Source organism: Janthinobacterium sp. GMG1, from assembly GCF_034427795.1.
Lineage (GTDB): Bacteria > Pseudomonadota > Gammaproteobacteria > Burkholderiales > Burkholderiaceae_D > Janthinobacterium.
Map to the genome: position 1 here is coordinate 370796 of NZ_JAXQNT010000006.1, position 12608 is coordinate 383403.

At 59.9% G+C, this 12608-nt stretch carries 11 protein-coding genes; 8 read left to right on the plus strand and 3 right to left on the minus strand.

Annotated elements, in window-relative coordinates; translation table 11 throughout:
- Nucleotides 1–47 precede the first annotated feature (47 nt).
- Together clpB and SJI03_RS18330 are read left to right on the plus strand one after the other, a co-directional pair.
- Nucleotides 48–2654 (plus strand): ATP-dependent chaperone ClpB, encoded by a 2607-nt coding sequence (gene clpB, locus SJI03_RS18325; RefSeq protein WP_322428135.1) that lies wholly within the window; start codon nt 48–50, stop codon nt 2652–2654.
- 110 nt (nt 2655–2764) lie between these two features.
- The gene (locus SJI03_RS18330; RefSeq protein ID WP_322428136.1) at nt 2765–3886 is read left to right on the plus strand and encodes a polyamine ABC transporter substrate-binding protein; all 1122 of its coding nucleotides are present in this window, start codon (nt 2765–2767) and stop codon (nt 3884–3886) included.
- A gap of 70 nt (nt 3887–3956) precedes the next feature.
- Here the strand turns inward: SJI03_RS18330 and SJI03_RS18335 are convergent, their stop codons facing one another.
- The 3 genes from SJI03_RS18335 to ppk1 all read right to left on the minus strand — a co-directional run bounded on the left by SJI03_RS18335 (nt 3957) and on the right by ppk1 (nt 6857).
- Entirely contained in the window at nt 3957–4088 is a 132-nt protein-coding gene (locus tag SJI03_RS18335) for a hypothetical protein (protein WP_322428137.1), read from the minus strand.
- Nucleotides 4089–4279: 191 nt separating this feature from the next.
- Nucleotides 4280–4738, minus strand: coding sequence for a phosphohistidine phosphatase SixA (sixA, locus tag SJI03_RS18340; protein ID WP_035817346.1), 459 nt, complete (start codon nt 4736–4738; stop codon nt 4280–4282).
- A 25-nt stretch (nt 4739–4763) separates the two neighbouring features.
- On the minus strand, nt 4764–6857 hold the full coding sequence (gene ppk1, locus SJI03_RS18345; protein ID WP_099380134.1) for a polyphosphate kinase 1: 2094 nt from the start codon (nt 6855–6857) through the stop codon (nt 4764–4766).
- A 286-nt stretch (nt 6858–7143) separates the two neighbouring features.
- Between ppk1 and pstS the strand changes: the two genes are divergently transcribed.
- The 6 genes from pstS to SJI03_RS18375 all read left to right on the plus strand — a co-directional run bounded on the left by pstS (nt 7144) and on the right by SJI03_RS18375 (nt 12601).
- Nucleotides 7144–8178, plus strand: a complete 1035-nt coding sequence (gene pstS / locus SJI03_RS18350) for a phosphate ABC transporter substrate-binding protein PstS (RefSeq protein WP_416208765.1) — start codon at nt 7144–7146, stop codon at nt 8176–8178.
- 293 nt (nt 8179–8471) lie between these two features.
- A complete protein-coding gene (pstC, locus tag SJI03_RS18355; protein WP_225240714.1) occupies nt 8472–9443 on the plus strand; it encodes a phosphate ABC transporter permease subunit PstC in 972 nt (323 codons plus the stop codon).
- On the plus strand, nt 9440–10327 hold the full coding sequence (gene pstA, locus SJI03_RS18360; protein WP_099393111.1) for a phosphate ABC transporter permease PstA: 888 nt from the start codon (nt 9440–9442) through the stop codon (nt 10325–10327). Before pstC ends, pstA begins: the two co-directional genes overlap by 4 nt.
- 38 nt (nt 10328–10365) lie before the next feature.
- The gene (pstB, locus tag SJI03_RS18365; RefSeq protein WP_373631409.1) at nt 10366–11148 is read left to right on the plus strand and encodes a phosphate ABC transporter ATP-binding protein PstB; all 783 of its coding nucleotides are present in this window, start codon (nt 10366–10368) and stop codon (nt 11146–11148) included.
- Between the two features lie 47 nt (nt 11149–11195).
- The gene (gene phoU / locus SJI03_RS18370; RefSeq protein WP_034778131.1) at nt 11196–11906 is read left to right on the plus strand and encodes a phosphate signaling complex protein PhoU; all 711 of its coding nucleotides are present in this window, start codon (nt 11196–11198) and stop codon (nt 11904–11906) included.
- A 5-nt stretch (nt 11907–11911) separates the two neighbouring features.
- Entirely contained in the window at nt 11912–12601 is a 690-nt protein-coding gene (locus tag SJI03_RS18375) for a response regulator (RefSeq protein ID WP_034755074.1), read from the plus strand.
- The last annotated feature ends 7 nt before the right edge of the window (nt 12602–12608 follow it).

Consider the following 12608-nt stretch of genomic DNA (forward strand, 5'->3'; position numbering starts at 1 on the left):
GCCTCACCCCAATTTGGTTAACAACTAATTAACCGGGAGCGCTTTTCATGCGACAAGACAAACTCACTACCAAATTACAGGAAGCCCTGGCCGATGCGCAAAGCTTGGCCGTGGGCAACGACAACCCCTATATCGAACCAGTCCACCTGCTGACGGCCCTGTTGAACCAGGACGACGGCGGCGCCCGCTCGCTCTTGCAGCGGGCCGGCGTCAATGTGGGCGGCCTGTCGAAGGCCCTGGGCGCGTCCCTCGAACGCTTGCCGAAAGTGTCGGGCACGGGCGGCGACGTGCAGGTCAGCCGCGAATTCGTGGCCCTGCTGAACCTGGCCGACAAGGAATCGCAAAAGGCGGGCGACCAGTTCGTGTCCAGCGAGATGGTCTTGCTGGCCATGACGGACGACAAGTCCGATTGCGGCAAGCTGGCGCGCGAAAACGGCCTGACCCGCAAGGCCCTGGAAGCGGCCATCGAGGCTGTGCGCGGCGGCAACAAGGTCGACTCGCAAGAAGCCGAAGGCCAGCGCGAAGCCCTGAAAAAATACACCTTGGACCTGACGGAGCGGGCGCGCAAGGGCAAGCTCGACCCTGTCATCGGCCGCGACGATGAAATCCGCCGCACCATCCAGATCCTGCAGCGCCGCAGCAAGAACAATCCCGTGCTGATCGGCGAACCGGGCGTGGGCAAGACGGCCATCGTCGAAGGCCTGGCGCAGCGCATCGTCAATGGCGAAGTGCCCGAGTCCTTGAAAGGCAAGCGCGTACTCTCGCTGGACATGGCCGCCTTGCTGGCCGGCGCGAAATTCCGCGGCGAATTCGAGGAGCGCCTGAAATCCGTGCTGAAGGAACTGGCCATGGATGAAGGGCAAACCATCGTCTTTATCGACGAAATGCACACCATGGTGGGCGCGGGCAAGGCCGAGGGCGCGATGGACGCGGGCAATATGCTCAAACCTGCGCTGGCGCGCGGCGAGCTGCACTGCGTGGGCGCCACCACGCTCGACGAGTATCGCAAGTACATCGAGAAGGATGCCGCGCTGGAGCGCCGCTTCCAGAAAGTGCTCGTCGACGAGCCGACCGTGGAAGCGACGATCGCCATCCTGCGCGGCTTGCAGGACAAGTACGCGCTGCACCACAAGGTGGAAATCACGGACGCGGCCATCATCGCCGCCGCCGAGCTGTCGCACCGCTATATCACGGACCGTTTTTTGCCGGACAAGGCGATCGACCTGATCGATGAAGCGGCGGCGAAGATCAAGATCGAGATCGACTCCAAGCCGGAAGTGATGGACAAGCTGGAACGCCGTCTGATCCAGCTGAAAATCGAGCGCGAAGCCGTCAAGAAGGAAAAAGACGAGGCATCGTTGCGCCGCCTGGGCCTGATCGAGGAAGAGATCGTCAAGCTGCAGCGCGAATACAATGACTTCGAGGAAATCCTGAAGGCGGAAAAAGCCGTGGTGCAAGGCAGTACGCACATCAAGGAAGAGATCGAGCAAGTCAAGCTGCAGATGGAGCAGGCCACGCGCGAGAGCAACTGGCAGAAGGTGTCGGAGCTGCAGTACGGCAAATTGCCGCAGCTGGAAGCCCAGCTCAAGCAGGCTGACAGCGGCATCCCGAAACTCGACCCGGATCAGCCGAAGCTGCTGCGCACGGAAGTGGGCGCCGAGGAGATCGCCGAAGTGGTGTCGCGCGCGACGGGTATTCCCGTGTCGCGCATGATGCAGGGCGAGCGCGACAAACTGCTGCACATCGAAGAGAAGCTGCATGAGCGCGTCGTGGGCCAGGATGAAGCGATCACGGCCGTGGCCGACGCCATCCGCCGCTCGCGCGCCGGCTTGAGCGATCCGAACCGTCCATATGGTTCCTTCATGTTCCTGGGGCCAACGGGCGTCGGCAAGACGGAATTGAGCAAGGCGCTGGCGACCTTCCTGTTCGATACGGAAGAATCGATGATCCGCATCGACATGAGCGAGTTCATGGAGAAGCATTCCGTGGCCCGATTGATCGGCGCGCCGCCCGGCTACGTGGGCTACGACGAGGGCGGCTACCTGACGGAAGCCGTGCGCCGCAAGCCGTACAGCGTGATCCTGCTCGACGAAGTGGAAAAGGCGCATGCCGACGTCTTCAACGTGCTGCTGCAATTGCTCGACGATGGACGCATGACGGATGGCCAGGGCCGCACGGTGGACTTCAAGAATACCGTCATCATCATGACATCGAACCTGGGTTCGCATAAAATCCAGGCGATGGAAAGCGATGATCCCGGTGTCGTGAAGCTGGCCGTGATGGCCGAGGTGCGCTCGCACTTCCGTCCCGAGTTCGTCAACCGCATCGACGAAATCGTCGTGTTCCACGGCCTCGACGAGAAAAACATCGGCGCGATCGCGAAGATCCAGCTGAAGATCCTCGAAGAACGCCTGGGGCGCATGGACATGCAGCTGCGCTTGACGGACGCGGCACTGCAGCAAATCGCCGAAGCGGGCTACGACCCGGTGTATGGCGCCCGTCCTTTGAAACGGGCGATCCAGCAGCAGATCGAAAATCCGCTGTCGAAGCTGATCCTGGAAGGCAAGTTTGGCCCGAAAGACGAGATCCGCATCGACGCCCAGAACGGCAACCTGGTGTTTACGGGGGCGCAGGTGGGGCTGGATAAGGTGTAAGCTGCCACGGTAATACTGCGCGATAGGCAAGGGCGCGATCAGGGTAGACCTGATCGCGCCCTTCTTGCTATCATCGTCACTATTTTCTGACTAATTCCGGAGGCGGTACGATGGCAAACACATGGCAAGCAGGGCGGCGCATTGGAGTGGGACTGGCCTTGGCGGCGGCCGCACTGGCCTTGTCTGCGCAAGCTCAGGCTCAGGAAGAGAAAGTCCTGAACATCTATAACTGGTCCGACTATATCGGCGACGATACGATCAAGAATTTTGAAAAGGAAACGGGCATCAAGGTACGCTACGACGTTTTCGACAATAACGAAATCCTCAATGCGAAACTGGTGGCGGGCAAGTCCGGCTACGACATCGTCGTGCCGACGGCCCAGTGGGCGCGCCTGCAGATCGATGCGGGCTTGCTGCGCAAACTCGACAAGAGCAAGCTGACGAATTTGGGCAACCTGGACCAGAACCTGCAGGCCAAGCTGTCGAAGATCGACCCGAACAACGATTACCTGGTCGACTGGCTGTGGGGCTACACGACGGTGGGCATCAACGTCAACAAGGTCAAGGCCGCGCTGGGCGGCATGGCCATGCCCGACAATGCGTGGGACCTGATCTTCGACCCGAAATACGCGGCGAAGCTGAAATCGTGCGGCGTGTCCTTCCTCGACTCGCCGTCGGAAGTGCTGCCGGCCGCCCTGCAATACCTGGGCAAGCCCGCCTACTCGAAAGCGGCCGCCGACTATCAGGAAGCAGGCAAGGTGCTGCAGGCGATCCGCCCCTACGTGACCCTGTTCAGCTCGTCCGGCTACATCAATGACATGGCCAACGGTTCCGTCTGCGTAGCGCTGGGCTGGTCGGGCGACATCAATATCGCGCGCCAGCGCGCCATCGATGCGAAGAACGGCAATGTGATCCAGGTGCTGGTGCCGAAGACGGCCGCCCTGATGTTCGATACCATGGCCATCCCGGCCGACGCGCCGCACCCGACCAATGCACACCTGTTCATCAACTACATTTTGCGCCCGCAAGTGCATGCCAGCCTGAGCAACAAGGTGTTCTATGCGAATCCGAATCCGGCCAGCATCAAATATGTGCGCAAGGATATCGGCGAGAACAAGGCCATCTTCCTGTCGGACGCGGACAAGCAGCGCATGGCGGCGCCGGAAGCGACCACAGCCGATATTCGCCGCTTGATGACGCGCATCTATACGAAGTTCAAAACGGGAGTGTAAGAACAAGGATGGCGCGAGGGACGGGCCTGTAGGCCGTCGCTGGCGCCATTCGATATTGCCGAGGTGAACACTACTCGTGGTAGCGGTCCATCAGCTTGTGGTGACTGCCGCGCATTTCTTCGATCAGTTCAAAGGCGACGAAGCCGATGATGGCGGCGAAGATGGCGATGAAGAGAAAAACGAGGAAGGTTAACATGATCATTCAGCCGCCGTTGGACGGCTGTCCGCTGGGTTGCTCAATGTGCCAGAGCGGCGCTCCAGCACGTAGTTGATGCAATTAAACTCTAGCAGATCGGCAGCGCTTTACAAGGCTGCCGTGTTGTAATTCCTGCTAGTATTTGTCCCAGCGCACTTTTTGCGCATTTCCTGCTGCGCTGCCTTATTTCGCCACCCTTATTTCACAACCAAATCATGCGCCATCACGGCTTTTAAATAAACGCTGATCGGGTCGCCTGGCTCACGTTGGGAAAACCACCATGCGCTGGCCTTGCGCATTTCCCATTCCTGCTCCTCGCCCGTCAATAGCAGGGCGGCCGCCTGGCCCAGCGTGGGCTGGTGGCCGACGATGAGCACGGTTTCCTTGCCGCCGGGCCAGTTGGCCGCCTTGAGGATGTCTTCCGCCTCGGCGCCGGGCGCCAGTTCCGGCATCAGCTTGAACTTGCGCCCCAGCGCTTCCGCCGTTTGCAGGGTGCGCAGGGCGGGGCTGACGAGGATACGGCAATTTTCCGGTAGTTGCGAGGCCAGCCATTCGCCCATGCGGCGCGCCTGTTTCTGGCCTTTGACGGTCAGGGCGCGTTCGAGGTCGGGAACGCCCGGCTCCGCTTCTGCGTGTCGCCACAAGATGAGATCCATGCTGTACTCCTCTGTGTAGAATTGCCTATTCGCCGACCTCCGCGCCCGGCGTGCCCAGTGTATGCATCAAATATTGCTGGGCGCTGAACGGCGTTTGCTTGCCGCGCGGCTTGCGGCGCGCGTAGTGGCCCGTCGGCTCCAGTTCCCATGCATTGGTATTATCCTTCAAATACGGATTCAGGCCCTCGGCGATCACGCGCCGTTTCAGCGCCCGGTCCAGCACGGGGAAGGCCACTTCCACCCGGCGGAACAGGTTGCGGCTCATCCAGTCGGCGCTGGCCAGGTAGACATCGTGCGCCAGGTCGTTGCGGAAGTAGTAGATGCGGCTGTGTTCGAGGAAACGGCCGATCACGGAGCGCACCTTGATATTTTCCGATAATCCCGGCACGCCCGGCTTCAGGGTGCATGCGCCGCGCACGATCAAGTCGATCTTCACGCCATCGGTCGAGGCCGCATACAGGGCGCGGATCACGGATTCGTCGACCAGCGCGTTGACTTTCACGATGATGCGCCCGCGCCGGCCCGAGCGGGCGATCTTCGCCTCGTTGCGGATGGCCTTGATGATTTCGCTTTGCAGGCCGAACGGCGCCAGCCACAAATGGTTCAGGTTGTGCGGCTTGGTCAGGCTGGTCAGGTGGATGAAGACTTCATTGACTTCCACGGCCAGGTCCTGGTTGGCCGTCAGCAAGCCAAAATCCGTGTACAGCTTGGTTGTCGTGGGGTGGTAGTTGCCGGTGCCCAAGTGGGCGTAGAAGCGCAAGCTGCCTTCTTCGCGGCGGATGACGAGGGCCACCTTGGCATGGGTTTTCAATCCCACGACGCCGTACACGACTTGCGCGCCCGCTTGCTCCAGCTTGTCGGCCCAGTTGATATTGGCTTCTTCGTCGAAACGCGCCATCAATTCCACGATGACGGTCACTTCCTTGCCCATTTTCGCCGCCGTGATCAGCGACTCCATCAGGTCCGAGTTCATGCCCGTGCGGTAGATCGTCTGCTTGATGGCCACGACGGACGGATCGTAGGCGGCGCTGCGGATGAAGTCGATCACCGTCTGGAACGACTGATACGGGTGGTGCAGCAGGATGTCGTGCCTGGTCAGTGCGGCAAAGATGTCGTTGCCGATGGCTTTATGCGCGAGGCCGGGGAAGAAGGGCGGGAAGCGCAGCTCAGGCTGCTTGACGTGGTCGATCATTTCCGACAGGCGCACCAGATTGACGGGGCCGTTGACGCGGTACAAGCGGCTTTGATCCAGGCTGAACTGGTCGAGCAGGAATTGCGACAATTCTGGCGGGCAATTGCGCGCCACTTCCAGGCGCACGGAGGTGCCGAACTGGCGACCGACCAGCTCGCCCTTCAGGGCCTGGCGCAGATTCTTGACTTCGTCCTCGTCCACCCACAGGTCGCTGTCGCGCGTGACCCGGAATTGCGAATAGGCGATGACTTCGCGCCCGGCGAACAGGTCGGAAATGTGCGCATGGATGACGGACGACAATAAACAGAAGGACACGCCATCGCCGGAAATCTCGTCCGGCAGCTTGATAACCCGCGGCAAGACGCGGGGCGCCTTGACGATGGCGATCGCCGTGCCGCGGCCAAACGCATCCTTGCCGCTCAGCGAGACGATGAAATTGAGACTTTTATTCACCACTTGCGGGAACGGGTGGGCCGGGTCGAGGCCGATCGGCGTCAGCAGGGGCCGCACTTCGCGGTCGAAGTATTGCTTGACCCACGCGCGCTGCGCCTCGTTGCGGTCGCTGTCGCGCAGCAAATGCACGCCCGCTTCGCGCAGGGCCGGCAAGACGTCGTTATTTAATATCTCGTACTGGCGTTCCACCAGCGCATGGCACTCCTTGCCAATGCGCTCCAGGTTGGCCGCCAGGGCAGGGTGGCCCGCCAGCGAACCGCCGATGCTGCCGGCCGCCAGGAGGCTGGCCACGCGCACCTCGAAAAACTCATCCATGTTACTGCTGACGATGCACAGGTAGCGCAGGCGCTCGAGCAGCGGAATGTTCGGGTCTTCCGCCTGGGCCATCACGCGCCGGTTGAAAGTCAGTTGCGACAGCTCGCGGTCAAGCAGGATGCCCGATTTGGTCACTTCCGTGTGCAGTTCAGGTTTCATATTCTTTTGTCTTTGCAGATAGTTAATTCTAGCCGTATTTCATCATGTATGACGCGTTGTGAGTGTAATCATGAAATATGACGTAAGCGTGACATAAGCTGTCATAAAGCGTCGCCGGCCCTGTCATTTTTCACGCCGAAAATGGCCATCCTCGGGGCGTAGGCAATTATTTCAAGATTTTTTACCTATGTCATAAAGCTGTCATATTCGCTTGCTAGACTGCGCAGCATTCAACCGGGACTTTGAGCCCTAACAACCCTGAGGACTTGATATGCAAATGAAGCAAATGTTCAAATTTATCGTCGTGGGTGCTTCGGCAGCGATGGCATTTTCTTCCGCTTCCGTCATGGCGGCAGATATGACAGGTGCTGGCGCAACTTTCCCGTACCCGATCTACGCCAAATGGGCTGAGACGTACAAAGCCAACACCGGCAACGGCCTGAACTACCAGTCCGTCGGTTCCGGCGCTGGCATCAAGCAAATCAAGGCCAAGACTGTTGAATTCGGCGCCTCGGACATGCCTTTGAAGGCAGAAGAGCTGGAAGAAGCGGGCCTGATGCAGTTCCCGGCCATCATGGGCGGCGTGGTCACCATCGTCAACCTGGACGGCGTAACCCCAGGCCAGCTGAAAATGACGGGTAAAGTCGTTGGCGACATCTACCTGGGCAAGATCACCAAGTGGAGCGCGCCTGAAATCGCCGCACTGAACAGTGGCGTCAAGCTGCCGGATACGGAAATCACCGTGGTGCACCGCGCCGACGGTTCGGGCACGTCGTTCCTGTTCACCGACTTCCTGTCGAAAACCAACCCGGAATTCAAATCGAAAATCGGTGCTGGCTCGGCTGTGAAATGGGCCGTGGGCGTGGGTGGCAAGGGTAACGAAGGCGTCGCCGCCAACGTTCAGCGTATCAAGGGTTCGATCGGCTACGTCGAGTGGGCTTACGCCAAGAAAAACAAGATGTCGCACACCCAGCTGCAAAACAAGGACGGCAACTTCCTGCAACCTGACGACGAAAACTTCAAGGCAGCCGCCGCTTCGGCACCTTGGACGCAAACCCCAGGCTTCGGCGTGGTCCTGACCGACCAGGCTGGCAAGAACAGCTGGCCGATCACCGGCGTGTCGTTCATCCTGATGCACAAAGTCCAGGCTGACGCAGCCAAGGCCAAAGAAGTCCTGAAATTCTTCGACTGGGCCTACAAGAACGGTGGCGCCGCTGCCGTTGAACTGGACTACGTGCCGATGCCGGCATCGGTCATCAAACTGGTGCAGGAATCGTGGAAAGCTAACCTGAAAGATGCATCGGGCAAGTCGATCTACTAATAAACCTACTGCGCGGCGCTATTTGCGGCCTGCGATGCTCACTGTGCTAAAGCACAGCTCCGCTTCTCAGCCACAACTAGTTGCCGCTCGCTACGGTTTATTCAAGCAAGAATGTCCTTGTCCCCGCCAGCAGCACGGCGGGGCAGGGAGTTAGCCAGGACCGCCCGCAAGCCCTTGCAGGCGTTCCCGGCTAAAAGAGCACGATAAAAATAGCAGTACCTGCAGTACCACCCATATGGCACACTATGAGCGCACAATCTACCTCCTCCACGATCCCCATGCCAGGCGGCACCATGACCGATTCCATCAGTCACGCGCAAATGCTTTCCACCATGCGCAAGCAGCGCTTCCAGGATTTCATGTTCCACAAGGTGACGATGCTGTTCGCCCTGTCGGTGCTGATCGTCCTGGTCGGCATCATCATTTCACTGATCATGGAATCGATACCGGCCTTCAAGACCTTCGGCCTGCATTTCATCGTGTCTGCGGAATGGGATCCCGTCAATGACCAGTACGGCGCCCTGATCCCCATCATCGGCACCCTGGTGACCTCCGTTATCGCCTTGCTGATCGCCTTTCCCGTCAGCTTCGGCATCGCCCTGTTCCTCACGGAAATCTGCCCGGCCTGGCTGCGCCGCCCGCTGGGCACGGCTGTCGAGCTGCTGGCCGGCGTACCATCGATCATCTACGGCATCTGGGGCCTGTTCGTGTTTGCGCCCCTGTTTGCCGACCACGTCCAGCCTATCCTGAAAGCCACCCTCGGCAACGTACCCGTCATCGGCCAGCTGTTCAGCGGCCCCATGATGGGCATCGGCCTGCTGACGGCCGGCCTGGTGCTGGCCATCATGATCATCCCTTTCATCGCTTCCGTGATGCGCGACGTGTTTGAAATCGTCCCTGCCGTGCTGAAGGAATCGGCCTACGGCCTGGGCTGTACGCGCTGGGAAGTCGTGCGCAAGATCGTCTTGCCATACACCAAGACTGGCGTCGTCGGCGGCGTCATGCTGGGCCTGGGCCGCGCGCTGGGCGAAACCATGGCCGTCACCTTCGTCATCGGTAACGCGAATAAACTGTCGTGGTCGCTGTTCGCCGCCGGTAACAGCATCACCTCCCTGCTGGCGAACGAGTTTGGCGAAGCGCAATCCGAGTTGCACGTGGCATCGCTGTTCTCGCTGGCACTGATCCTGTTTGTCATCACCTTTATCGTCTTATCCGCCGCCAAGCTGATGCTGGCTGGCATGTCCCGCAAGGAAGGCACGAAATGAGCCAAGTAAGCACTCTCGACGTTCCGGCCAAGCCGGCCATGAACCCCGTCTACCGCAAGCGCCTGCTGATGCACCGCATCGGCATCGCCCTGTCGGTGGCCGCCATGGCCCTGGGCCTGGCCGTGCTCGTGTGGATACTGTTCACCCTGGTGATCAAGGGTTTCGGCGCCTTGTCCGTCGACCTGTTCACGCAAACGACGCCGGCTCCCGGCAGCGAAGGCGGCGGCTTGATCAATGCGATCGTCGGCAGCGCCCTGATGGTGGGCCTGGCGACTGTCGTCAGCACCCCGATCGGTATCCTGGCCGGCATCTACCTGGCCGAATACGGCGAAGAAAACAAGCTGGCGCAAGTGACGCGTTTTGTGACCGACATCATGCTGTCGGCGCCATCGATCGTCATCGGCCTGTTCGTGTATGCGCTGTATGTGGCGCACGTCAAACACTTTTCCGGTTATGCGGGCGCCATCGCCCTGTCGCTGATCGCCGTGCCGGTAGTGGTGCGCACGACGGACAATATGCTGCGTTTGGTACCGAACAGCCTGCTGGAAGCCGCATTTGCTCTCGGCGCGCCACGCTGGAAGGTCGCCACCCTGGTGCGCTTGCGTGCCGTCAAGGCTGGCGTCATCACGGGTGTCCTGCTGGCCCTGGCCCGCATCGCCGGCGAAACGGCGCCGCTGCTGTTCACGGCCCTGAATAACCAGTTCCAAAGCTTCAACATGAATGCGCCGATGGCCAACTTGCCGTCCGTCATCGCATCGTTCGCGATGAGCCCGTACGACAACTGGCGCTCGCTGGCCTGGGGCGGCGCACTGCTGATCACCTTCAGCGTGCTGGCCTTGAATATCCTGTCGCGCACCGTGTTCAGCCAAAAAGTCCCTAATTAAACAGATACCGAGCGAAGCGAACCCATATGAATACGCAAATGAATCCAGCCCAAGACCTGGCACCAAAGAAAAAAACCATCGAGATTTCGGGCCTGAACTTTTTTTACGGCAAAACGCAAAGCTTGCATAACGTCAACCTGGACATCCACGAGAAGAAGGTTACCGCCTTCATCGGCCCGTCCGGTTGCGGCAAATCAACCCTGCTGCGCACCCTGAACCGCATGTATGACCTGTATCCGGGCCAGCGCGCGGAAGGCTCGATCCTGTACCGCGGCCGCAACGTGCTTGACGCGGACCAGGACGTCAACATGCTGCGCGCCAAGGTCGGCATGGTGTTCCAGAAGCCGACGCCGTTCCCCATGTCCGTCTACGACAATATCGCCTTCGGCGTGCGCCTGTATGAAGACCTGTCGAAAGGCGAGATGGACGAGCGCGTCGAGTGGGCCTTGAAAAAGGCTGCGCTGTGGGGCGAGGTCAAGGACAAGCTGACCAAGAGCGGCCTGTCGCTGTCGGGCGGCCAGCAGCAGCGTTTGTGCATCGCGCGCGGCGTGGCCGTGAAACCGGATGTCTTGCTGCTGGATGAACCGACCTCGGCGCTGGACCCGATCTCGACCTCGAAAGTGGAAGAGCTGATCAGCGAACTGAAACAGGATTACACGATCGCCATCGTGACGCACAATATGCAACAGGCGGCGCGCTGCTCCGACTACACGGCCTATATGTACCTGGGCGAGCTGGTGGAATTCGGCGAAACGGACCAGATCTTCATGAATCCGGCCCGCAAGGAAACGCAGGATTACATCACGGGCCGCTTCGGCTGATCCATCCCGCATAGCGACTACAAGACAACTGAATACGGAGAGACAGCATGATAGGCGAACATTCATCCAAGCAATACGACAACGAACTCGAAGCGATCCGCTCGAAAGTGCTCCTGATGGGCGGCATCGTTGAAACCCAGTTCCTCGATGCGATGACGTGCTTTCGCATCGGCAACCCGGAACGCGCCGACCGCGTGATGCGCGAAGACGACGTCGTCAACCAGCTCGAAGTGTCGCTGGACGACGCGTGCAGCCATCTGATCGTGCGCCGCCAGCCGGCCGCCAACGACTTGCGCACCATCATGGCCACCATCAAGGTGATTACCGACCTCGAGCGCGTAGGCGACGAGGCGACGAAAATCGCCCGCGTGGCGAAGAATCTGCACAAGCGCGGCAACGGCGTGGTCAACCATTACGAGATGGTGCGCGGCATTGCCAACACGGCCACCGACATGCTGCACGACGCGCTTGACGCATTCGCGCGCAACGATGGCAAGCAGGCCTTACAATTAATTGCACAAGATGCCATCATCGACCATGAGTTTCGGTCTATCATGCGCAACTTGATCACCTTTATGATGGAAGACCCGCGCACGATTTCGGCGGCGCTCGATACCCTGTGGGTGGCCAAGGCCATCGAACGGATCGGCGACCATGCGAAGAACATCGCCGAATACGTGATTTACGTGGTTGAAGGCAAGGACATCCGCCACACCAAGGTGGCTGCTCCCGCCATTTCCGAGGAGCTCCCTGAGTAAGCTTTATGGCATCTGATAAAACCACGGTATTGATTGTTGAAGATGAGCCGGCCATCGTTGAACTGGTCACCTATTCGCTGCGCGAATCCGGCTGGAATTGCTGTTCCGTACAAAACGTTGCCGATGCCTGGGAGTTCATCCAGCACCGCACGCCGCATCTGATCCTGCTGGACTGGATGCTGCCGGACCAGACGGGCCTGCGCCTGCTGTCGCGCATCCGCGCCGACCGCAATTTCGCCGCCATCCCCGTCATCATGCTCACCGCCAAGAGCATGGAAGAAGACAAGCTGGCCGGCCTGAACAGCGGAGCCGACGATTACGTCACCAAGCCGTTCTCGCCGCGCGAGCTGCTGGCCCGCGCCAAAGCCTTGCTGCGACGCAAGAGCCCGGAACACGCGCAGGCACCCATGCGCGCCGGCAACGTGGCCCTGGATCCCGTCAGCTGCACGGTGATGATGGATGAACAGAAGATCGATATCGGCCACGCCGAATACAAGCTGCTGAAATTCCTGCTGGCCCATCCGGAACGCGTATTTTCCCGCAGCCAGCTGCTCGACAAGGTGTGGGGCGACCATGTGGTGATCGAAGAACGCACGGTCGATGTCCACGTATTGCGCTTGCGCAAAGCCTTGAAAGAGGCGGAAAGCCTGATCAAGACGGTGCGCAGCGTCGGCTACATGTTGTCTGAAAAGTAAAGTTTGA

Coding starts and splice junctions, on each gene's coding strand:
- clpB (WP_322428135.1), top strand. CDS start 48: ATGCGACAAGACAAACTCACTACCAAATTACAGGAAGCCCTGGCCGAT.
- SJI03_RS18330 (WP_322428136.1), top strand. CDS start 2,765: ATGGCAAACACATGGCAAGCAGGGCGGCGCATTGGAGTGGGACTGGCC.
- SJI03_RS18375 (WP_034755074.1), top strand. CDS start 11,912: ATGGCATCTGATAAAACCACGGTATTGATTGTTGAAGATGAGCCGGCC.
- pstA (WP_099393111.1), top strand. CDS start 9,440: ATGAGCCAAGTAAGCACTCTCGACGTTCCGGCCAAGCCGGCCATGAAC.
- pstS (WP_416208765.1), top strand. CDS start 7,144: ATGTTCAAATTTATCGTCGTGGGTGCTTCGGCAGCGATGGCATTTTCT.
- phoU (WP_034778131.1), top strand. CDS start 11,196: ATGATAGGCGAACATTCATCCAAGCAATACGACAACGAACTCGAAGCG.
- pstB (WP_373631409.1), top strand. CDS start 10,366: ATGAATCCAGCCCAAGACCTGGCACCAAAGAAAAAAACCATCGAGATT.
- ppk1 (WP_099380134.1), bottom strand. CDS start 6,857: ATGAAACCTGAACTGCACACGGAAGTGACCAAATCGGGCATCCTGCTT.
- sixA (WP_035817346.1), bottom strand. CDS start 4,738: ATGGATCTCATCTTGTGGCGACACGCAGAAGCGGAGCCGGGCGTTCCC.
- pstC (WP_225240714.1), top strand. CDS start 8,472: ATGACCGATTCCATCAGTCACGCGCAAATGCTTTCCACCATGCGCAAG.
- SJI03_RS18335 (WP_322428137.1), bottom strand. CDS start 4,088: ATGATCATGTTAACCTTCCTCGTTTTTCTCTTCATCGCCATCTTCGCC.